The organism is Klebsiella sp. F11, from assembly GCF_056712265.1.
This window is the reverse complement of the sequence record NZ_JBWYFE010000002.1, coordinates 235,936-257,193: the sequence shown is the minus strand read 5'-3', so window position 1 is coordinate 257,193 and position 21,258 is coordinate 235,936. Positions and strand designations below refer to the sequence as shown.

Here is a 21,258-nt window from a genome sequence, read left to right as displayed (position 1 = left end):
TTTATCCACAAGTGGATAATTGAGAACTTAACTTGACCTCTTTCCCATAGCTTGTTGATGCGTATCCCATAGCTTGTTGACATAAAACCCACTGATACGTGATTAATTTCCCATATTATGTTTACCAGTTTCCCATACAGTCCCCTCTCAGGCCGCACTGTACGCGGCTTTCAGGCTCCCTAAAAGGTGTAAAATAAAGAAAAAGAATAAAAAAGTAATTTATAAAAATATGCCCGTGGATAAGTGGATAACCCCGAGGGGGAGGTGATTTTTCAGGCATTTAGCGTAAGCAGAATTTATAAGTTTTGTTCCCTGGTGCTTCCTCGCTCACTCGGGGCTTCGCCCTGTCGCTCGGCTGCGGCGAGCACTGCTGGCTCAATCATATCAGTAGCCAGAAGTTAGACATACAGCCATTCTGGTAGAAGCTGATCATCAGGAATAAAATCAGAATACAGAATAACGTGAGGTATTGATGATAATTGTTACTATTGCCGAAACGAACGGTCCTCGCAAATGGTCGCATCGCGCCCGGACAAAGGATGGACTGACCGCCATCATCCGGACGATGAACAAGCATTTTCCGCTGTCGCACAATTTCATACCTGATGATGTCGATAATGCTCACGTACTGTTTGCGGCCGTAGCCAGCACTCCGGATGTAAAAGTGACAGGTCATATCTGGAAACCTATGTGGCGGAAGGGGATTCGCTGGAATGTCAAGGGGTCAGCTGTAACCATCACGCTCCATAACACTTTACTCTGAGGCGCTATTCGCTTCGTAGCGGACTTTTTTAAGCCCCTTGTTTAATTCGCCGCGCGGTTAGACATTAAGGTCATTCTGTCCTGTCAATTTTGCAGAAATACGCCAGCCTGTGCAGGGAGATGATAAGCACTGGCAGAGTTCACCTGTCATTTCCCTTTAGCAGCGCTACCGCCTCATCCCCTGGCATCTGGAACTGCACCCGGTGCCGTGCCGCGACATCGAGCGCAAACACCTTCGTATAGACCTCCGTGGAGCTAATCGATTTGTGGCCCATCAGGCTCTGCAAGACCTTCAGTGGTATGCCGGCGTACAGCATGTGCATCGCGTAGGAGTGACGGAACGTATGGGGGGTCACAGGTACTGAGAACGTCACCCCGTCGGCCGCTGCGGCCTCCACCGCTTCGCTTAGCCAGGTGCGCACGGTACGGTCTGTGATCTCCCAGATACGCGCCTTCTCCATTTTGCCGGTGCGCTTGTTTCGTCTTTCCAGCGGAATTTTCAGGGTGGCCACCATCATCTGCAGCTGGCTGACGTAGTGGTGATCGGAAAGCGGAACCAGACGATGAGCCTGACTTCCGGCCGGCGCTCGACCTGCTGTTCTGGCCGCTTTCTCGGTGCGCTGCTTGAGCGTGGCCAGCTGCACGAACGGATACGGTGGCGCCAGCGAAAAATCCCCCCGGGTCAGCGCCAGCGCCTCGTTAATGCGCGCGCCGGTGTTCCAGAGGGTTGCCAGCACATCTTGCGGTGCAAATCGGGCACATAATGGAGCAGGGCGCTGACTTCCGGCGCCAGCAGGTATTTCGGCAGTTCATCCTGAATGAGCGCCATCTGGCGCAGGGCGAGGGCGGCAGGGTAATCGATCGCCACTGGCAGCTGCGCAGCGGAAAACGAAACGCCTGGACCTTGTAATGCCGGCATCATTTACTGTTATCCTCCGTGTCTGCGTATTGCTCATTTGTGTTCAAATTAATCACAGTTCTGACCCACGATAAATATCGTCAGTCCCCCGGGAACCTTCATTGCGGCCAGTTCAGTACAATTCCCGGCCAGGACCTTCATGTTTTCCGCTGTGGCATCCACCGGATAAAGCGCCTGTGTCAGAAGTGACAGATTATGCTCACTGCAGGAAAGCCCCGCGCGGTGAAGACATGACAGGTACCCTTTTTTAACTGCTGCGGCATCGCCGGCATCCATCATATTGAAGTAATCCAGAGGCGCCGGCGAAAATTCCTCCTCCGCTACGGTTTCAAGAAACCGTAGCATCTCCGGGCGAATTGGCAGGGGCAGAACGGCGGCCTGAAATTCGTCACAGCTGAATCCACCGCAACTTGATCTGGTCAAGTTAAACAGGACACTTTTTTCTCAGCCATCTGTTCATATCGCTCTGGCGATAAATACCCATTCGAAGCATGGTTTCTGTCAAGATTGTAATAACGCATATAGTCTGCAACATCACGTTTCATACCTGCCCGCGTCTGCTGCGGGATCAACAGCACCCATTCATGTTTCAAACTGCCCCAAAAACGCTCCATTACCGCGTTATCCCAGCAGGCGCCAACATCTCCCATGCTGCTTCTGAGTCCGTAACTGGTTAACTGCGTTTGGAAGCGCTTGCTGGTATACTGCGCTCCACGATCGGTATGGACGACCAGCCCTGTCGGTGGATTGCGCAGGTTGTAAGCCTGCATGAGAGCCCGGCAAACCAGCGACGATGTCATTCTCTTGTCAATGTGCCAACCGACGATCCGGCGGGAATATAAATCCATGATCGCAGCCAGGTACAACCAGCCTTCACCCGTTTTCAGATACGTAATATCACTCACCCATATCTGGTCCGGTCCGGGAGGATTGAAGTTCTGATTCAACAGATTTGGTGCAAAATCAGCCCCTTTCTTCGGTTTCGTTGTGACCTTCCAGGCACGGCGTTGCCGGCAGAGAAGTCCCTCTTCGCTCATGATTTTTCTAACGCGCCAACGACTTATGGTGACGCCTTCTTCACGGAGCTTTTTAACCAGCGTTCGGCTCCCGGCACTTTCCCGACTGGCAGAGAATAACGCCTTGAGCATCACCCTGACTGCGGTATCTTTCGACGGGCAGGCTATCGGCTTTTTTCGCCAGGCATACCATGCGGACGGGCTAATGCGCATCACGCGACAAAGCGTCCGTAGCCTGTAATTACCTGCGTTATCGAGGATAAACTGGTATCTCACGACATGTGCTTCGCAAAGAAGGCGCTCGCCTTTTTTAATATTTCCTTCTCAATGCGTAACTCTTTGTTTTCTAGACGTAGCCTTCGGAGTTCAGCTTGTTCATCTTCACTAAGCGGACTTTCATGGCGCTGGCGCGCGGCGGCGACCCAACTGCGCAATGTTTTGGCGCTGATCCCCAAAGAAGTTGCGGCACGCGCAATGGAGTAATTTTGCGTCAGCACCAGGGCCACCGTTTCCTTCTTAAATTCTGGCGTAAACTTTCGCTTCTGATTCACTAAACACCTCCATTTTGGATGTAAGTTTAGTGTCCTGATTATTCGACCACAGCAGTATGGCTGGCAATCCAGGCCGCCTCACAGAAATGGACGATGCCTCTGAGGGACTGGCGTATGGCGATGAGCCGCTTTATTATCGAGTTCGGTGACCGCCTGGACGGTCACTTCTGAGAAAAGGCATTTACACAGAATCATGTACAGGGTCATCGGTATTGACACCTAGCCAAGTATTCCGGGAATGACGATGGTTTCACTTTCTCGCTCCAGCAGTGCGGAGCGTCTCGTTTAGATAGTGAAGCTGGTGCTCGTTCATCCCGAACTGAAGCCCGAGTGCGCGAGCCCGTTCGGCATGGGTTGCACCGAGGTCAGCCGTCCGTCCTGTCCTATCTACAAACCAGGCGCGGGCGCCATTGAATACGATTGCGATCCAATCGCCGGGTGTATAGGCGGTATATGGAGGCAGCGGATCGGCAACCGGTCTCAGCATCCGGCCCAGGCTGTCGATAAGCCCCCAGCGATTGTCCCGGCAGCAGGCCAGTATCCCGAACGTGACATGTTCCAAGTGGTCGTAGGCCGGCTCAATAGCCCAGCCCGTTTCGGGCCATGTGCGATAAAGCCCCCATAGCTTGCCTTGGCGCACGAGCAGCGGGCGGCTGCTATCGGCCTCCTGGGGAACGCTGGTTTCCACCACGATCCTGGCATACCGGCAAGGCAGCAGGTATGCGGCCACTCGATGGTCAAAAATACCGAATCCACCGTTGCGCACGACCCAGGCGTGCGTGTTGGGCTCGTAGCAGGCGTACTGATATTCGTCCGGCAGAAGCCGTAGACCATGATCGTCCACGACGGTGTAGAGACGCTTGCGGCCCTGGCGGTGGCGTAGCCGGTAGCAGGTCTGCCCTTCACCCAGCATGATTTGTTTAGCCTCTTCGATTTCATTGCCGCCTAATGGGTGCAGGCTCTTGCTGTAAAGCACTGTGTTGCCCTGCTCGTCACGCATCCTATAGGTGTCGTAATCGTCCTCGATACTTTGATAGCGAGCAGGCAAGCGCCACTCCCCGTGACGATCGACGACGCCCCAGAGGCCATCGGCCTTGGCGCGCCAGAGGCCGCCCTCATGGCCCAGGGGCTCCAGATCGTCGAACTGGCAGGGCGACTGCAATACTCCGTGCAGGTCTATCAGGCTCCAGCGGCCTTCCAGTCTTACGCCTGCGATCCCCTCCCGGAACGCATGCACGCTCTCGAAACGGCAAGGGATCATCTCGTTCCCGCGTTCGTCGAGATATCCTAGCCGGTCTTCTCGCGCGACGACTCGAAGCCTGCTGTCGGGATCTAAAGAATGGATCTGCTGATAGCGTGGCTCGACGACAACCGTTCCGCTGTCGAACCGGCGCAACCCGTAAAGCTTTCTGTCGCGGAATACTTCCAGGCCGTCGTCTGAACGCTCGAGCATCGAACTTAGTGGCTCCCAACCAAAGTCGTAGATCGGCTCGTTAAATAGTTCCCTGAAATCAGCGGCCCAGGTCGAGCCGTGGCCCATCATGTCGTCAAGCTGCCGCGGATCGTCGTTCTCGATGGCTTGTTGGATGGCCGTATTAGTCAGGATGATCTCCTGCTGAAGCGTAAGAGCCTGTTCGTTCGGCTCGGCATCGCTCATGCTGAACACATCCGACGCATACAGATGGAACCATGCATGCTCGGCTCTCTCGTCAAGCAGGGCAAAGATCCTGTGACGCGCACGCTCAAAGGCCCGGATATCATTGACCAGAGATTGCGCATGGCGCTCGATGAAGTCATAGAATGCCCGCATAGCTTCGATGCCTGGTCCTGCCTCGGCATATAGACCGTCTTCGCATTCGTTATAGCAATTCGGCCCGATGAACGGCCGCCCGCTGAAAAGCGGATGCAGCATTAAAGGAAACTCGTATTTCCATTCCATGAGGGGAAAAGTTTCATTCGAATAATCTCCAATTTCCGGCACGTTGAAGAGATACATACGATTGCCCATAAATCCTTCCTTATCTGAAACGATGCGTGCATATGGCTACAGCCATTTTCCCGGTAAGACTGCGCTGGCATCTTGTTCTGGTCAATAAATCAGGAAACTTTTTTCTCAGTCATTCGCTCATAGCGCACGGGCGACAGCTCACCGTTGGCAGCATGGTTTCGGTCAAGGTTGTAGTAGCGCATATACGCTGCCATATCCTGTTTCATGCCCGCCCGCGTCGGCTGGGCCACAAGCAGGAGCCATTCATGTTTCAGGCTTCCCCAGAACCTCTCCATTACTGCGTATCCCAGCAGGTGCTAACGACACCCATGCTGCTCCTCAGCCTTTACCATGTTAGCATCGACTGAAAGCGACCGCCCGTATACTGCGAACCTCTGTCCATATAGACCACCAGATCGCAGGCGGATTGCGCAGGTTGTATGCCTTCATCAGCGCCCGGCAGACTAATACATATGATCTTCTTCATGGTGACAGGATTCCATGCTAATGTTTTTAACTATTTTTAACTGTGGAAGGATTACCGCATGTCTGATGTTGAAAGTGGCAATCGCGTTCAGGGGATTTCATTACGTAAATCAATTGGAATCTATGCGCTATGCATAGCGCTCATGATTGTGTTCTGGAACCTCAGTGCTAGAACGACCTGGTTCCCCGGTATCATTACGTTTATTGCGTACTTTGTTTTTGGGTTCGTGCTCAATCGAATTGTATTGAGACGGTTAATTGAATGGCATCTGATGTATAACACAATTGCTAATGTATCGAGTGCAAAATTATCCTCTTTTATCCTATGGCCTATCTCTTACCTGTTTTTATTTATCCGGCTTATGATAAATAGGGTGCTGTAAGAAAAATGCCGCTTCTGAAGGCGGCATTTCACTGCCAGTTATGGCTGTAACTCCTGTTTTTACTCTGTCACAGCGGTAATGACTCCAATTTATTGGTAATGATTTATCGTCAGATAGTGCCCAATGACTTTGTCATGCAGTTCCACTGATTTTGAGAACGACAGCGACTTCCTGCCCAGCCGCGCCAGATGCTGCCTCAGGTTCAGGTTGTGCCGCTCAATACGCTGCGTGTAACGCTTGCTGATAACGTGCAGCTTTCCCTTAAGACGGGATTCATACAGCGGCCAGCCGTCTGTCATCCATACCACCACTTCAAAAGCCGACAGCAGGCTCAGAAGACGTTCCAGTGTGGCCATGGTCCGCTCACCAAAGACGTGTGCCACCACCGTCCTGCGTATCCTGTCATACGCGTAAAACAGCCAGCGCTGGCGCGATTTGGCCCCGACGTAACCCCACTGCTCGTCCATCTCCGCACAGACGATGACGTCACTTCCCGGATTTATCCGGGAGGTTACTGACTGTGGCCTGAGTTTTTTAAATGGCGGAAAATGGTGTTGAGGCCAATGCCCATAATGCGTGCGGTAGCGCGGCAACCGACTCCGTTCATGGCCATATCAATGATTTTCTGGTGTGTACCGGGCTGAGAAGCGGCATAAGTGAACTGAAGCTGCCATGTTTTACGGCAGTGAGAGCAGAGATAACGCTGATGCCCGGCAGTACTTTTGCCGTTACGCATCACGCCCTCAGTGGCGGAACAGGAGGGACAGCAGACGGAGACGGAAGCCACAGGTGCACCTCAAAAACACCATCATACACTAAATCAGCAAGTTGGGTGCATTACCGACATGATACATAAATTAATCTAACAATTATTTAACTCTACGATTGTAATGAAATATGATCATTAACCCATAGTGGTTAATTCAGTGCAAACCAAGGAGGTAAGAAATGAGAGAACTCAGCGAGAAAGATGTTCAGCAAGTGGTAGAGTCTTAGGACGTGGTGTAAATTCGGAAGGATGGTGAGAGCCATCGGCTTATCCGGTAAGGTAATGGTTATGAAGACATTATCCAAAAGGAACAAACCGATGGCTGACAACAGCATGACATTCACCAATACCCTGATGCAACCCGGCGGTGAGGACTTTCTGCGTGAACTCACCGAATTTATGCTCAACCGCATCATGGAAGCCGATGTCACCCAGCGCATCAACGCGGAGCCCCATGAGCGCAGTGATGAGCGTGAGACCTACCGCAACGGCTATCGTGACCGCCAGTACAACACCCGGCTCGGTACGCTGGACCTGCGCATCCCGAAGCTGGGGGCTGTCGCCTTCCAGGTCGACAGTGGTTTGCTCTGCGGGGCCTTCTGCCGGCCACGGTGCGTGGTTTCTCCCGCCCGCCGCAGCACCCGGTAGAACGTTGATTCACTGGCGATATAGCGGTTCTCATCAGCCAGCACCGGAACGATTTGCGATGGCGGCAGGCTGGCGAACCGGGGTTCATGGCAGATGGCCAGCACCTGCTTTTCCTCTTCAGCACTGAGCTTGTTTTTCGGGGCCGGCCGTGGCGTCGAGGTTCGCCGAACGTCCGGTATCTGCTGCCAGCGTTGCAGGGTCCGCTCGCTCAGCCCAACGCAGCGGGAGGCTTCACTCAGTCGGGCCCCGCCAGCGACGGCTTCCTGCACTATCGTCATCAACCGTAGCCTGCCGGCAGTGCGCGTCATTCGACCTCGTTTTATTCGTCGAACAACGCCTTCAGCTTTTTTTCCAGGAGCAACAGCGCTGCAGCTTCGGCAAGCGCTTTATCCTTACGGGCAATTTCACGGTTAAGTTGTTGGTTTTCTTTTCTTAATCGTTTTATTTCGGCTTTTTCTTCTCGCTGACCGGGTTGCATTAACTCGTCCTTCCACTGCTGAATTTTCTCAGGATACAGGCCCTTACGGCGACAGTATTCAGCTATAGCATGGGCAGAAAGCGGGGCCGTTTCAACCAGTACAGCAAAACGCGCTTCCTGAGACCACTCACTGGGAGGTGTTTTCTGTCCGGATACCGGCAGAGTGGAAATACCCGCCTCTGAGCGCCAGTGGTAAAGCGTTTTTATTGGGATCTCCTCCTGGCGTGATAACTGGCTGACTGGTTGATTATGCGGTGGAAGCATTCTGGCGATCACAGCCGCTTTACGCTCAGGTGAATAGATTTTCATTGTCGTCTCCGGCCCCCCCGATTTTTTTCACTCAGAGGCGACAACTACCCTGATATGGGGGGCCCTACCTGTGGCTGGATGCGACCTACGTGAAGGTCCGCAAGAACGGCCGGGTGGTCAGCGTGGCCGTTATAATCGCCTGCGCGGTCAGCCTGGACGGTCGCCGGGAGATTATCGGGATGGGTATCGGCGAGTCAGAAGCCAAAACGTTCTGGCTGGCCTTCCTGCTGAGCCTGAAGGAACGCGGCCTGGAAGGCGTGAAGCTGGTTATCTCCGACTCGCACAGCGGGCTGAAAGCGGCAATACAGCAGGTGTTCTGTGCCAGCTGGCAGCGCTGCCGGGTCCACTTCATGCGTAATGTGATGGGGCGCGTCAGCAGGGCGAACCAGTCAGTGGTGCGCGCGGCGCTGCAACAGGTGTTCGTGCAGACCGATGAGAAAAGTGCCCATGCGACCTGGCGTGAGGTCGCCGGCCAGCTGGAAAAAAGCGCGCCGGCAGTCACGGAGATGATGGACGAGGCGGAAGCAGACGTGCTGGGGTACTTCGGCTTCCCGAAAGCGCACCGGGTGAAAATCCACTCCACGAACACACTGGAGCGTCTGAACAAAGAGGTGAAACGGCGTGCTGATGTGGTGGGCATCTTCCCCAACGAAGAGAGCATCATGCGGCTGCTGGGGGCGGTGCTGACGGAGCAGAACGAAGAATGGCTGTTGCAGAACCGCTACCTGCCACAACACAGCATGGCGGAGATAGACCAGACTGGTGAAACCGAAGTAATCGAAGCGCTGCCAGTCAGCGCATAACGGGCCCATTACCGGACCGGAAGACTGTAACTGAATTTACACCACCTTGACGGACTCGACCCAGGATCACTGCTTTTGACGTTATGAGAATTAAGTTTTTGTGTCTCTACGAGCGCCAGGTTTTGAGAAGGGATGATGCTCATTTTTACCCATCAATTATGGGGATTCCACAGAGCCAAAATATGGAATCTCTCTCAGCCCTTTGCCAGAGCAGATAAGGGCTGGCAATGGATATCACGGAGCTTGTTTTATCCCATTTTGAGGCACTTTACTGATGTGATCTTGGGCACTGGAATCGGTGATCCCAGCGTCGGAAGCCATGATCGGAACAAATCGGAATCGGCGATCCTGAGTTCGGAATCAGTGATCGCCACAAATCGGAATGGATGATCGGTTTGCTTCGGAATACGCAGAGTAACGATTTGATGACATTGTGTTCTCCTTTTGACTGACAGTTTAGTCTCCAGGATTGCCGGGGCGGTTCACAGCGATATGAACGTCACAACCTGAACTTGCGTACCCATCTAAAGCGACTGGCGCGGAAGACACTTTGCTTTTCAAAATCAGAAGAGATGCACGACAAAGTCATCGGATGGTATCTGACGATTAACCACTACCACTAAATGTGAGTCATGACCGGTTTAAAACACTCAACACTTTCGAAAACAATAAATGAATGCCAACAGACTGGCAAGTCAGGCATTTTTGGTTTTTTGTTTTTGTTCCTGGCTTTGAACAAAAATACTGTTAGTATACTGGTTATAAAACCAGTGCTGTTAAAAGACATGTGATCTTCCATGACAGATAGAACGAAGTTGATAGCCCTATCCCGGCCAGATGACATGAGCGCACTGGATGCGCTTAAGCTGTTACGTTTCCGCCGCTACAACACTGCGAGAAGCCAGTTAAGGACCACCCGTGTCTGGTCGTCATGGTGTGCCAAAAATGGACTGACGCCCTTCCCTGTGGCTGCTGTTGATGTTGAACGTTATATCAACGGGCTGAATGGTTCCGTCAAAATGGCGACCATTTCTCATTTCATTGCATGCCTTGCGAGCGTTAACGGGAGTCTCGGATTCCCTGACTTCCGCAACGTTCTTATTAAAGCGCTTGTCCAAGTCTGGCGGGCGCGGGAAAATGAGAAAAAAGTGGTTACCGGCCAAGCTCTTCCTTTTATGGTTGCAGACCTCAATATACTCCGTCGGGCCCTCCAGAAGAGCGACGACGTCAGGGATATCCGTGACCTAGCTATGATCTGGGTTGGTTTTGAAACGCTGCTGCGCAACGTGGAAATCAGGAGGATTAAAACCGGTGACCTCAAATGGCAAAATGACAGTGCCTGTTACCTTCTGGATGTGATGCGGACCAAAACAAGCCTGTCGAGCAACCTGACGTTTCAACTTTCGCCACAGTGCAGCCGACACGTCAGGCGACTGATTGAAACGGTGGAGTATTCGGACACAGAAACCTTCGGGAACCGTTACCTGTTTCAACCTGTCAACGTCCATACAAACCGGTATTTTCCGGCCACAAGCAGTAAGCTGTCCAAAGGCAAATCTATAGATAACATGCTCCTGAAGGCTGGCTTCAATCAGGCGTTGCTCACTCAGTTGCAGAAGGACTCACAGGTCACACGAGAGGATGTCGGTATTCTGTCCTCCAATTCACTGAACCAGGCATTTTCGCGCCTGTGGGATATAGCCGGTAAAGTAGGTGATAACCGGCAGTCTGGCCGGTACATTAAGTGGACAGGGCACAGTGTGCGAGTCGGGGGGGCTATTGAATTGTTTAAGGACGGATACACTCTGGAGAAAATTACGGAGATGGGGAACTGGTCTGATCCGAAGATGGTTTTCCGGTATATCAGGGCATACCTTGCCAGTGAAAAAGCCATGGTGAGCTTTATGCGCAATCATCTGGACGACATATAATCAGGGTCCGGAGATACCGGCAGTAAGGGGTTAACGTATTGTGGGGATTAATGAAACGTCGTTAGATATTAATCTCCTTCAAATCGGTCAATACAAAATTACCTCTATCAGATAATGTGTCAAAGTCAGTCAGACTGAATTCATGGGTATGAAAGAGCCTGTACATAGATTTGTGTAATTGCCTGATTTTGATATGTTCAATCCAACATCAAAAGCAGGTTAATTTATGGACGAAAAACAGTTGCAGGCCCTGGCTAACGAACTGGCCAAAAATCTCAAAACCCCTGACGATCTCAACCAGTTCGATCGTCTGCTCAAAAAAATCAGTGTTGAGGCGGCGCTCAACGCCGAAATGACCCATCACCCCGGCTACGATAAACATCAGCCCAAACCGGCGACCAACGCCCGTAACGGCTATACTCAAAAGACGGTTATCACAGGCGATGGTCCCCTGGAGCTGCGTACACCGCGCGATCGTGATGGCTCTTTCGAACCGCAACTGGTGAAGAAAAACCAGACCCGGATCACCGGGATGGATAACCAGATTTTATCGTTGTACGCCAAAGGGATGACCACCCGTGAGATAGCCGCGGCGTTCAAAGAGCTGTATGACGCGGATGTCTCACCGGCCCTGGTCTCAAAGGTCACCGATGCTGTCATTGAGCAGGTTGTCGAATGGCAAAATCGTCCACTGGATGCAGTCTGTCCCATTGTTTATCTTGATGGTTAGGAAACTGAATCATCGTTTTAAAAATTTCCTGACCAGGAACATAGTCTTCGGGAGTGTAGTGATGGCGGGTAATAATGCCACTTATGGCGTTAAAATGCTGTTTTCGGCGCATTTTTAACCTTAAACCCATTTTCCAGGCGAACTTACCCTGCAGTCTGGGCCCGCAGCCATCGTTTCCGGTCGATACTGTGCAGCCTTTCCGACACTAACTCCGTGGCGTGTCTGCCGGCCTGAGTGCTGACAAAGCGCAGACGGTTGCCGCACAGGATGCATTTGTACGGGTCCGTGCGCAGAAATTCCTTCATCAGCGCGGCGAAGCCCGGTTGCTCCGGTTTTTTCCTCACCTCCATCTCCAGGGCCTCATACACCTCCGGCAACAGTGTGCCCCGTTTACGGTTGGCCAGAAAACCGTAGTAACGCACCATCTTAAAATGCTTCGCCGGGATATGGCTGATATAGCGCCCGATCATATCTTCCTGCGACAGCGTCTGCTTGCGGTACTGCTGCGTACGGTGGTCGTAATAGTTATGCACCACGGCCCCGCCGCTGTAGTGCCTGAGCTTCGCCGCTGACACCGGCGGGCGCTTCAGGTACCGGCCCAGGTATTTGACGCTTCGCCACGCACCTTTTGTTTTCTTCGCAAAGTGAACCTTCCATCGGCGTCCGTACTGCGCCTGCAGATACCGCTGCCACTGAGTTTTATCGCGGATATGGCCCAGCCCCGGCAGGCTGCCGGGATTAATCAGGTCATAACTGTGGCGCAGCAGGCGGATGACGGCCCCGCGCCAGATTTCCTCCACGGCGTGCTTCTTAAAGAAGAGGTCGCGCCATACGCCGTGTTTAATATCGAGTCCGCCGCGGGTGACGGAGAGGTGAATGTGCGGATGCTGGTTGAGCTGACGACCGTAGGTGTGCAGGGCGCAGAAGATACCCACCTCCACACCCTGTTTGCGGGCCCACCGGAGCATGGCGCGGGTGGCTGCGCGGAACAGGGCATTGAGCAGAGGCCAGTTGTTGTTGAAGAAGGGCCACAGCAGGTGGGGCATGGTGAAGGTGATATGCTGCCAGTCGCAGTCGGGTAAAATATGCTGTTGCTCTGTAATCCACTGCTCCGTGGCTTTATGTCCACAGGAGCTGCAGCCTTTCGATTTACAGGTCTGGCAGAAGAAGCGGGAGTGGGGGCAGCCCGGGGAGGTGCAGCAGTATCGCTTCACCCCCATGGCGGCGGTGCCGCAGGCGAGCATGCGCTCGACGCAGAGTATGGTCCAGGGACTGAGAGTATCCCCGTGTTTACCCATATACCGGTTCCAGGCGTCATCAATGGTGAACAGCAACTTTGCGGGGCGCGGAATATACATGCCGCAGAGTATAAAACGGGGCTCAGGGCATGAAAACCATCGGAGCAGCGAAGCGGCGACGCTCGCCCTGTAAGGGCGCTACGTTCTACCGGGTGCTGCGGCGGGCGGGAGAAACCACGCACCGTGGCCGGCAGAAGGCCCCGCAGAGCAAACCACTGTCGACCTGGAAGGCGACAGCCCCCAGACAGGTGTGGTCATGGGACATCACCTGGCTGAAGTCGCAGACGGCGGGCCACTGGTTCTACCTGTACCTGATAGAAGATGTATTCAGTCGTAAAATCGTGGGTTACGAAGTGTACCTGGTTGAAAGCGGTGAGTATGCGGCAGATCTGTTGAAACGGACGGTGCTGAGCGAGAGTTGCTGGCAGGAGCCGCTGGTGCTGCATGCAGATAACGGTGCGCCAATGAAGTCGCAGGTGCTGCAGGTGAAGCTTGCAGAACTAAAGATCACGCCGTCGCACAGCCGGCCGCGGGTGAGCAATGACAACGTACATGTAGAGTCACTGTTCAGGACGCTGAAGTATGTCCCGACATGGCCAGAAAAGGGGTTCGCGACGCTGGAAGAGGCGCGAGCCTGGGTGGAAACCTTCGTAGGCTGGTACAACGAGGAACACCGGCACAGCGGCATCCGCTACGTCACGCCAGGCCAGCGGCACAGGGGTGAAGATCATGCGCTGCTTGCACAACGGAAATCGGTGTATGAAGCAGCAAAAATGCAGACCCCGCATCGCTGGTCTGGGCCAACGCGCAACTGGAGCCGACAGGATGAGGTGTGGCTAAATCCGGAGCGGGAAACCCTGGCTGCATGAATTAACTGAGGCGACAACTACCTTGACACGCGCCGTATTCGCCATGGCTGAATCCAATAGAACGACTGTGGCTGGCGTTACACGAAACCATAACGCGAAATCATCAATGCCGGTACATGTGGCAGCTACTGAAACAGGTAACGCAATTTATGAATGCAGCTTCACCGTTTCCCGGCAACCAACCTGGTCTGGCTAAAGTGGAGCGGTAATATGAGAAGCTATTTAGCCAAGGTGATGCATATCATTTGTTCAAAAAAGGGACGATTCATCGTCACCTGCAAGTCACCATGAAGTAACCATACAGTAACCACCTGGGCATAATCATAGTTAACTTGTTGATAGTATTGCAAGCACTAAATAGAAACCCCTGCGTTACCAGCAAGTAACCATAGAGGAACCAGAGAGAAACCAGTAAAACCACTCAAAAATCACACAATATCAGTGTAACTAGCTGTATTTAAATAATAAAATAATCAAAATACAATTTGCGAGTGGTGTGTTATTTTCTGGTTCTAAAGATAGTATCTGGTATAAGTGTCATTCCGGCTGTTTTAATTTTATGGGGCACTTGAATGAATTCATCGTTAGCGCGAGCATGCACACTGATGTTTTTTTGGTAATGCATCCAATTAGTAGAACATGTATTTCTCGATGAATGCGCCGATGACTTTTTCGTGCAATTCGATGGAACGTGAAAAACATATTGTTTTGCGTGCCAGCCGCTTGATACGGGTTCGCAGCGTCAGATGTTTCGCTCAATGCGCTGTGTGAAAATTTTACCAGTCAGATGTATCTCCTTCGGCACCTCTCTGGCGTAGCTTCCCCAATCGTCGCTCGTTATCATGCCAATGCTGAAGGGGGTCAATAACGCCAGCAGCGCCTGACATGTCTCATCATTACGGGGGCCGAACGTATAAGCCAGAACGCCCCCTGTTTTGGTGTTGTAGGCATACCAGAGCCAGTGCTGCCGGGCTTTACTGCCGACAAAGCCCCATTGCTCATCGAGTTCACAGATAAGAGCCACATCTGCATGGGCAACCGGAGAGGATGTTATTCGCTTCGGCGCGAGTTTTTTAAAGTGCGGATGACGGTGTTAATGCCGATTTTTAGCGTTCTTGCCGTATCCCGGACACCGGCACCGTTGAAGGCCATTTCGGTAATTTTCTCTTTAACACCCGGCTTACGGGTTTCATAGGTATAGGTGAGTAAAAACACGCGGTGGCAGTCACGACAGCGAAATCTGTCACGGCCTTTAGGGTTCTGACCATGGCGATAAACCTGAGCAGACTGACAACGGGGACAATGAACGTTAACGCTGGCCATGAGAAAACCTCAAAAGCGGGCATTATACATCAATTCAACTAATTAGAGGCATCACCGTTGCCTCAATATAAAAGGGGTTATTATCAAGATAACAAGATAATAAGATAATAAGATAATAAGATAACAAGATAACAAAATGTTATCTTTGTTTCGCTTCTGCAATTAATCTGGATATCTCTGTTTTTGATAAACTTTTTAGTGCTTCAACCGCAGCCCTGACTACATCAGAACGATTCACTCTGCCTTTACCTGAAATCATCTCACCCGTTATAAGGTCATCAATGTCTTTTAAGTTTTGTTCAAAAAAGGAAATGCTCACTGGTTTTGCTTTACTTGCAACCAATGATTTCTCTGAGGTCCTTTTGGTATTATCAATACCAGCCGTACCTCCGTTAATAAATGCCGCCTCGTCTCGAGGTGGAGTATTTGCTCTATTTCTCACAGAATAACCTCTTTAACTAGCGCTTCGATTTCTTGTTGTGCTTTGTCATTTTGCGTTTCAAAAATTGTCATTGATTCTGCCCACGCGTCTCGATGAGCTTTTCGATCACATACTCGGGAGTTCGCCAGGTACATTTCAGGGTAATCCTTGAGTACTTCAGCCGCCTGATTAGCTTCATTAACAAACATGTTAGTGGGAGTCATATTTAATACGAGATATCCCCGAACATCCTCATTAAAATCTTTTGCTGCTGTAAAAACGGAGCATGTATGAGGTACAACATCCAGGTCCATCTGAGAAGGCCGCAACGGAGAAATGAATACGTCTGCGGCCATCAATCCACTACGCATTTCGGCACTGTCGCGGCCAGCACAGTCTGCAATGACAAAATCATAGGATTTTTCGTGTTCCTTTAACATTGCTTTGATGTTGCCTGTTGCGCCTGTAACCGGAATATGGGGGAGATCTTCAGGGCGGTTGTTGTACCAGGTTAATACTGATTTCTGGTCATCTGCGTCGACAATAATCACGCGATTACCTAATGACATCAGATATGCGGCTATTGATACCGCAAGTGTACTTTTACCAACACCACCTTTTTGACTACCTAATACAATTATCATTATAACCTCATATTAAGTTGTTAAGATAACAACTTAATATTGCCACCCGTACACGGATTACGCAATTGTTTTATTATGATAATAACTTAATAAGTTGTTAACTGCATGTTTTATAATTAAATTAAGACAACAAGACAACAAGACAACAAGACAACAAGACAACAAGACAACAAGACAACAAGACAACAAGACAACAAGATAACAAGATAACAAGATAACAAGATAACAAGATGGCAAGATAATTGGGTTATGGAGTGAGTTAGATATTCATAACCTGGCTACTGACAAATCGGTCCATCTGGTAGTGTACGCAGGGGAAAGCGTTTCTCGTTTCATTTGCCATTCAGGAGCAATTCCTCGTCCCGCAAACTGTTGTGGTCAACTAATACTGGCCACCGCATTAGACTGTAAGTAGTACAGTCGCTCCGATTCGTTTGGCGTTAAGCCGCCGTTGTACCAGTGAGGCCGTACGGCGCTGTAATAGCCCGTGATATAGCAGATTATCGCGCTTTGAGCCTCGTTGAAGTTGTTGTAGCCCTTCGTCGGCACCCATTCTGTCTTCAGGCTTCGGAAGAACCGCTCCATTGGCGCATTATCCCAGCAGTTACCCCGACGACTCATGCTCTGCTTTATCCGGCAGCGCCACAGCGCCTGTCGGTACTGGCGGCTGGTATAGTGTCTGCCCTGGTCGCTGTGGAACATCACGCCCGCTGGTCGGCCGCGTAGCTCCCAGGCCATCTGTAGCGCTTTGACCGTCAGTGCTGAGTCCGGCGCCGTCGACATCGCCCAGCCCACCGGTTTACGGGCGAACAAGTCCAGCACCACCGCCAGATAAGCCCAGCATTTGCCGGTCCAGATGTAGGTCACATCGCCGCACCAGACCTGGTCCGGCGCGGTTACTGCGAACTGCCGGTCGAGATGGTTCGGTATTTCAACGTGTTCGTTTCCGCCGCGTTTGTATTTGTGGGCCGGTACCTGGCAGCTGGCGATATCCAGCTCTTTCATCAGCTTACCGGCCAGCCAGCGGCCCATTTTGACACCAGAGTCCCTGGTGACGATGGAAGCGATGCTTCGGGCACCGGCAGAGCCGCCGCTGGCGTTCCAGGCCTCCATAACCTGGCTGCGTTTAGCCACGCGCTCACCGTCGGGCTCATTGGCCGAAGCCTGCCAGTACCTGTAGCTGCTGCGATGAACTTCAAAAGTCTGGCACAACGCGGAAACCGGATACCGCGCTCTCAGCCTGTCGACTACCGTGAATCGTTGAGTGCGTCCGACATTAAGAGCGCCGTAGCCTTTTTTAGGATTTCATTTTCCATTTCAAGGCGTTGAATTTTCTTCTTCGCCTCACGCAGCTCAAGCTGTTCTGGCGTCAGAGGAAGCCCGGCAGGCGTTTCCCCCTGACGCTCGAGTTTCAGTTTATTAACCCAGCGGGTAATAGCCGAATTGAACCGCCCCGGGAATCCTGGAGACTAAACTCTTTGAGAGAGGTAAACAGGATGACTAAAAATACTCGCTTTTCCCCTGAGATTCGTCAGCGGGCCGTTCGTATGGTTATTGAAAGCCAGAACGACTATGACTCACAGTGGGCAGCCATCAGCTCCATCGCCCCTAAAATCGGCTGTACGCCTGAGACCCTGCGTACCTGGCTGCGTCAGTATGAGCGCGATGCCGGTGCAGGTGACGGTGGGCTCACCACCGCTGAACGCCAGCGCCTGAAAGAGCTGGAGCGGGAGAACCGTGAGCTGAAACGCAGCAACGACATTCTGCGCCAGGCTTCCGCGTATTTTGCGAAGGCGGAGTTCGACCGCCTGTGGAAAAAATAGCGCCCCTGGTGGATACCCTGCGCAGTGAACACGGGGTCGGACCGGTATGCCACGAGCTGGATATCGCCCCGTCGACATATTACCGGCATCACCAACATCGCCGGCATCCGGACAGGCGCAGCCTGCGGGAACAGCGTGACGACCTTCTGAAAGTGGAGATACAGCGCGTGTACGATGAAAACCACAGTGTGTATGGCATTCGCAAGGTCTGGCGTCAGTTGCTCCGCGAGCACATCAGCGTGGCCAGATGTACGGTGGCACGGCTGATGAAGGCGATGGGGCTCGCCGGGGTGCGGCGGGGCATAAATATCCGGACCACCGTCAGCCGGAAAGACGCCGCCGCCGGCGACCGGGTGAACCGCCAGTTCGTGGCAGAACGGCCAGACCAGCTGTGGGTGGCAGACTTCACGTACGTGAGCACCTGGCAGGGCTTCGCGTATGTGGCGTTCATCATCGACGTGTTCGCGGGGCGTATCGTGGGCTGGCGGGTGTCGTCGTCAATGGAGACGGCGTTCGTGCTGGATGCGCTGGAGCAGGCGCTGTGGGCCCGGCGCCCGACGGGCACCATCCATCACAGCGATAAAGGGTCGCAGTATGTGTCACTGGCGTACACGCAGCGGCTAAAGGACGCAGAGCTGCTGGCATCAACGGGCAGCACAGGAGACTCCTACGACAACGCAATGGCAGAAAGCATCAACGGGCTTTACAAAGCGGAGGTCATACATCGTCAAAGCTGGAAAACCAGATCAGAGGTTGAACTTGCTACACTGACGTGGGTGGACTGGTACAACAATCGCCGGTTGCTGGAAAGGCTGGGTCATATGCCACCGGCAGAAGCCGAACAGGCATATTACGCTTCCATCGGTAATAAGGATCTGGCAGCCTGAGTTCACAGACAAAACACTCTCCCGGAAAACCGGGGCGGTTCAAATGGCTGACATTAACTGCCTCTGCGGCCTTAACGTAGGTATAGCCGTGGTCGACAACCAGTTTTGCTGCTTCGAGCTTAAATTCTGCCGTGAAATGTTTTGCCATTGGTTCACCTGTGGTGTTGGGGAAGTGAGAGTATCACCTTCCGATCAGGTGGCCAGTATCAGTGTGCCACTACACCAGCTTATCCTTGATGACTGGGGTCTTGAGAAGCTGAACACCCGTCAGGCCTCAGATCTGCTGGAAGTGATGGAAGACAGATACCAGCGGGGGAGCACCATCATCATCAGTCAGCTACCGGTGAGTGAATGGTACAAGCTGGTAGGCAACCCGACGGTAGCCGATGCCCTGATGGACCGGCTACTGCACAACGCACATCGCGTTGAGCTCAGGGGTGAATCAATGCGTAAACTGGCGCAAACCGATCAGACGAGTTAAAAACTAAGAGCCTATCCCAATAGGATTTTGTTCCAGACAATGATGCCGCAGGCAAAATGCAACATGGCCTCGTAATTTTCGGCCTTCTTTTCCCATCGGGTCAGAACCCGGCGAAAGCGATTCATCCAGCTATGAGTCCTCTCGACAACCCAGCGATGGGCTTTGAAGTCGGTGTTTTTACCTGCATCAGACTCCTCTTTACGGGACTGGATATGCGGCTCGTAGCGGCGGCTCTGTAGATACGTTTTCAGCCAGCCAGCTTCGTAACCTTTGTCCAGGCAGAGTCTGAGTTTTTGCCCCGGACGCCCCGTCTGAAGTGCATCGAGCGTATCTGCAACCAGTTTGATATCGTGCGTGTTCGCTGCTGCAACAACCAGCGACAGAGGAAGCCCGTTGGCGTCTGTCAGCAGGCTACGCTTTACGCCTTGTTTCCCTCTGTCCGTGGGATTACGGCCTGTTTTTTTGTTCCTGACAATGGCGATTTGGTCATACAGCCGTCCATCGACAGCCAGGACCAGTCAATGCCGTCCAGATGTTCTGCTGTGGTCGAATAATCAGGACACTAAACTTACATCCAAAATGGAGGTGTTTAGTGAATCAGAAGCGAAAGTTTACGCCAGAATTTAAGAAGGAAACGGTGGCCCTGGTGCTGACGCAAAATTACTCCATTGCGCGTGCCGCAACTTCTTTGGGGATCAGCGCCAAAACATTGCGCAGTTGGGTCGCCGCCGCGCGCCAGCGCCATGAAAGTCCGCTTAGTGAAGATGAACAAGCTGAACTCCGAAGGCTACGTCTAGAAAACAAAGAGTTACGCATTGAGAAGGAAATATTAAAAAAGGCGAGCGCCTTCTTTGCGAAGCACATGTCGTGAGATACCAGTTTATCCTCGATAACGCAGGTAATTACAGGCTACGGACGCTTTGTCGCGTGATGCGCATTAGCCCGTCCGCATGGTATGCCTGGCGAAAAAAGCCGATAGCCTGCCCGCCGAAAGATACCGCAGTCAGGGTGATGCTCAAGGCGTTATTCTCTGCCAGTCGGGAAAGTGCCGGGAGCCGAACGCTGGTTAAAAAGCTCCGTGAAGAAGGCGTCACCATAAGTCGTTGGCGCGTTAGAAAAATCATGAGCGAAGAGGGACTTCTCTGCCGGCAACGCCGTGCCTGGAAGGTCACAACGAAACCGAAGAAAGGGGCTGATTTTGCACCAAATCTGTTGAATCAGAACTTCAATCCTCCCGGACCGGACCAGATATGGGTGAGTGATATTACGTATCTGAAAACGGGTGAAGGCTGGTTGTACCTGGCTGCGATCATGGATTTATATTCCCGCCGGATCGTCGGTTGGCACATTGACAAGAGAATGACATCGTCGCTGGTTTGCCGGGCTCTCATGCAGGCTTACAACCTGCGCAATCCACCGACAGGACTGGTCGTCCATACCGATCGTGGAGCGCAGTATACCAGCAAGCGCTTCCAAACGCTGTTAACCAGTTACGGACTCAGAAGCAGCATGGGAGATGTTGGCGCCTGCTGGGATAACGCGGTAATGGAGCGTTTTTGGGGCAGTTTGAAACATGAATGGATGCTGTTGATCCCGCAGCAGACGCGGGCAGGTATGAAACGTGATGTTGCAGACTATATGCGTTATTACAATCTTGACAGAAACCATGCTTCGAATGGGTATTTATCGCCAGTGCGATATGAACAGATGGCTGAGAAAAAAGTGTCCTGTTTAACTTGA

At 52.3% G+C, this 21,258-nt stretch carries 13 protein-coding genes, 13 pseudogenes and 1 other annotated feature; of the genes and pseudogenes, 11 read left to right on the top strand and 15 right to left on the bottom strand.

Going from position 1 to position 21,258, the window contains the following annotated elements:
* Positions 1-472: 472 nt before the first annotated feature.
* Complete coding sequence (locus AC1M2H_RS29185) at positions 473-763, top strand: hypothetical protein (protein ID WP_087796365.1); 291 nt, start codon at positions 473-475, stop codon at positions 761-763.
* Positions 764-902: 139 nt separating this feature from the next.
* Here the strand turns inward: AC1M2H_RS29185 and AC1M2H_RS29180 are convergent.
* The 6 genes and pseudogenes from AC1M2H_RS29180 to AC1M2H_RS29155 form a co-directional block, all read right to left on the bottom strand.
* Positions 903-1,684, bottom strand: a pseudogene (locus AC1M2H_RS29180) (site-specific integrase).
* A 45-nt stretch (positions 1,685-1,729) separates the two neighbouring features.
* Positions 1,730-2,098: pseudogene (locus AC1M2H_RS29175) on the bottom strand (hypothetical protein); the annotation flags it as partial.
* Positions 2,099-2,100: 2 nt separating this feature from the next.
* Positions 2,101-3,287 (bottom strand): IS3 family transposase gene (locus tag AC1M2H_RS29170; RefSeq protein WP_480152294.1). Its coding sequence is split into 2 segments (ribosomal slippage): positions 2,101-3,011 and positions 3,011-3,287, totalling 1,188 coding nucleotides; the frame shifts between segments, so codons are not numbered across the junction.
* 211 nt (positions 3,288-3,498) lie between these two features.
* Positions 3,499-5,256: a WG repeat-containing protein gene (locus AC1M2H_RS29165; protein ID WP_480152278.1), complete on the bottom strand. Its 1,758-nt coding sequence runs from the start codon at positions 5,254-5,256 to the stop codon at positions 3,499-3,501.
* Positions 5,257-5,345: 89 nt separating this feature from the next.
* A pseudogene (locus AC1M2H_RS29160) lies at positions 5,346-5,703 on the bottom strand (integrase core domain-containing protein); the annotation flags it as partial.
* Between the two features lie 490 nt (positions 5,704-6,193).
* Positions 6,194-6,891 (bottom strand): IS1 family transposase gene (locus tag AC1M2H_RS29155; protein WP_480149585.1). Its coding sequence is split into 2 segments (ribosomal slippage): positions 6,194-6,642 and positions 6,642-6,891, totalling 699 coding nucleotides; the frame shifts between segments, so codons are not numbered across the junction.
* A 300-nt stretch (positions 6,892-7,191) separates the two neighbouring features.
* Between AC1M2H_RS29155 and AC1M2H_RS29150 the strand changes: the two are divergent.
* Positions 7,192-7,425, top strand: a pseudogene (locus AC1M2H_RS29150) (transposase); the annotation flags it as partial.
* Here the strand turns inward: AC1M2H_RS29150 and AC1M2H_RS29145 are convergent.
* Complete coding sequence (locus AC1M2H_RS29145) at positions 7,365-7,799, bottom strand: helix-turn-helix domain-containing protein (RefSeq protein WP_480152277.1); 435 nt, start codon at positions 7,797-7,799, stop codon at positions 7,365-7,367. The pseudogene AC1M2H_RS29150 and the gene AC1M2H_RS29145 overlap by 61 nt on opposite strands.
* 41 nt (positions 7,800-7,840) lie before the next feature.
* Positions 7,841-8,308 (bottom strand): transposase, encoded by a 468-nt coding sequence (locus AC1M2H_RS29140; protein ID WP_480152276.1) that lies wholly within the window; start codon positions 8,306-8,308, stop codon positions 7,841-7,843.
* Positions 8,309-8,370: 62 nt separating this feature from the next.
* Here AC1M2H_RS29140 and AC1M2H_RS29135 point away from each other — a divergent pair.
* The 4 genes and pseudogenes from AC1M2H_RS29135 to AC1M2H_RS29120 all read left to right on the top strand — a co-directional run.
* Positions 8,371-9,111: pseudogene (locus tag AC1M2H_RS29135) on the top strand (IS256 family transposase); the annotation flags it as partial.
* 482 nt (positions 9,112-9,593) lie between these two features.
* Positions 9,594-9,734, top strand: a pseudogene (locus tag AC1M2H_RS29130) (IS1 family transposase); the annotation flags it as partial.
* A gap of 219 nt (positions 9,735-9,953) precedes the next feature.
* Entirely contained in the window at positions 9,954-11,042 is a 1,089-nt protein-coding gene (locus tag AC1M2H_RS29125; protein WP_480152275.1) for a tyrosine-type recombinase/integrase, read from the top strand.
* A 226-nt stretch (positions 11,043-11,268) separates the two neighbouring features.
* Positions 11,269-11,766 (top strand): annotated as a pseudogene (locus AC1M2H_RS29120) (transposase); the annotation flags it as partial.
* Positions 11,767-11,915: 149 nt separating this feature from the next.
* On the opposite strand, the gene AC1M2H_RS29115 reads toward AC1M2H_RS29120, so the two are convergent.
* On the bottom strand, positions 11,916-13,130 hold the full coding sequence (locus AC1M2H_RS29115; protein ID WP_480152274.1) for an IS91 family transposase: 1,215 nt from the start codon (positions 13,128-13,130) through the stop codon (positions 11,916-11,918).
* 38 nt (positions 13,131-13,168) lie between these two features.
* Here AC1M2H_RS29115 and AC1M2H_RS29110 point away from each other — a divergent pair, with 38 nt between their 5' ends.
* Positions 13,169-13,939, top strand: a complete 771-nt coding sequence (locus AC1M2H_RS29110; RefSeq protein WP_480152296.1) for an IS3 family transposase — start codon at positions 13,169-13,171, stop codon at positions 13,937-13,939.
* 35 nt (positions 13,940-13,974) lie between these two features.
* Positions 13,975-14,148, top strand: a pseudogene (locus AC1M2H_RS29105) (IS630 family transposase); the annotation flags it as partial.
* Positions 14,149-14,568: 420 nt separating this feature from the next.
* Here the strand turns inward: AC1M2H_RS29105 and AC1M2H_RS29100 are convergent.
* From AC1M2H_RS29100 to AC1M2H_RS29080, 5 genes and pseudogenes are all read right to left on the bottom strand, one after another.
* Positions 14,569-15,262, bottom strand: a pseudogene (locus tag AC1M2H_RS29100) (IS1 family transposase).
* Positions 15,263-15,401: 139 nt separating this feature from the next.
* Positions 15,402-15,704 carry a hypothetical protein gene (locus tag AC1M2H_RS29095; RefSeq protein ID WP_480152273.1) on the bottom strand — a complete coding sequence of 101 codons (303 nt, stop codon included), beginning with the start codon at positions 15,702-15,704 and terminating at the stop codon, positions 15,402-15,404.
* Positions 15,701-16,327: a ParA family plasmid-partitioning AAA ATPase gene (locus tag AC1M2H_RS29090; RefSeq protein ID WP_480152272.1), complete on the bottom strand. Its 627-nt coding sequence runs from the start codon at positions 16,325-16,327 to the stop codon at positions 15,701-15,703. Before AC1M2H_RS29090 ends, AC1M2H_RS29095 begins: the two co-directional genes overlap by 4 nt.
* A 267-nt stretch (positions 16,328-16,594) precedes the next feature.
* Positions 16,595-16,696, bottom strand: a pseudogene (locus tag AC1M2H_RS29085) (DUF4113 domain-containing protein); the annotation flags it as partial.
* A 9-nt stretch (positions 16,697-16,705) separates the two neighbouring features.
* Positions 16,706-17,769: pseudogene (locus tag AC1M2H_RS29080) on the bottom strand (IS3 family transposase); the annotation flags it as partial.
* Between the two features lie 54 nt (positions 17,770-17,823).
* Here AC1M2H_RS29080 and AC1M2H_RS29075 point away from each other — a divergent pair.
* Positions 17,824-19,037 (top strand): IS3 family transposase gene (locus AC1M2H_RS29075; RefSeq protein WP_480150913.1). Its coding sequence is split into 2 segments (ribosomal slippage): positions 17,824-18,112 and positions 18,112-19,037, totalling 1,215 coding nucleotides; the frame shifts between segments, so codons are not numbered across the junction.
* Positions 18,105-18,221 (top strand) — a sequence feature (AL1L pseudoknot). (Overlaps the previous gene by 117 nt.)
* A gap of 226 nt (positions 19,038-19,263) precedes the next feature.
* Positions 19,264-19,518, top strand: a pseudogene (locus AC1M2H_RS29070) (ATP-binding protein); the annotation flags it as partial.
* 11 nt (positions 19,519-19,529) lie between these two features.
* Here AC1M2H_RS29070 and AC1M2H_RS29065 read toward each other — a convergent pair.
* Positions 19,530-20,047 (bottom strand): annotated as a pseudogene (locus tag AC1M2H_RS29065) (IS5 family transposase); the annotation flags it as partial.
* 3 nt (positions 20,048-20,050) lie between these two features.
* Here AC1M2H_RS29065 and AC1M2H_RS29060 point away from each other — a divergent pair.
* Positions 20,051-21,258 (top strand): IS3 family transposase gene (locus AC1M2H_RS29060; RefSeq protein WP_480152143.1). Its coding sequence is split into 2 segments (ribosomal slippage): positions 20,051-20,348 and positions 20,348-21,258, totalling 1,209 coding nucleotides; the frame shifts between segments, so codons are not numbered across the junction.

Coding starts and splice junctions, on each gene's coding strand:
- AC1M2H_RS29185 (WP_087796365.1), top strand. CDS start 473: ATGATAATTGTTACTATTGCCGAAACGAACGGTCCTCGCAAATGGTCG.
- AC1M2H_RS29165 (WP_480152278.1), bottom strand. CDS start 5,256: ATGGGCAATCGTATGTATCTCTTCAACGTGCCGGAAATTGGAGATTAT.
- AC1M2H_RS29145 (WP_480152277.1), bottom strand. CDS start 7,799: ATGACGATAGTGCAGGAAGCCGTCGCTGGCGGGGCCCGACTGAGTGAA.
- AC1M2H_RS29140 (WP_480152276.1), bottom strand. CDS start 8,308: ATGAAAATCTATTCACCTGAGCGTAAAGCGGCTGTGATCGCCAGAATG.
- AC1M2H_RS29125 (WP_480152275.1), top strand. CDS start 9,954: ATGAGCGCACTGGATGCGCTTAAGCTGTTACGTTTCCGCCGCTACAAC.
- AC1M2H_RS29115 (WP_480152274.1), bottom strand. CDS start 13,130: ATGTATATTCCGCGCCCCGCAAAGTTGCTGTTCACCATTGATGACGCC.
- AC1M2H_RS29090 (WP_480152272.1), bottom strand. CDS start 16,327: ATGATAATTGTATTAGGTAGTCAAAAAGGTGGTGTTGGTAAAAGTACA.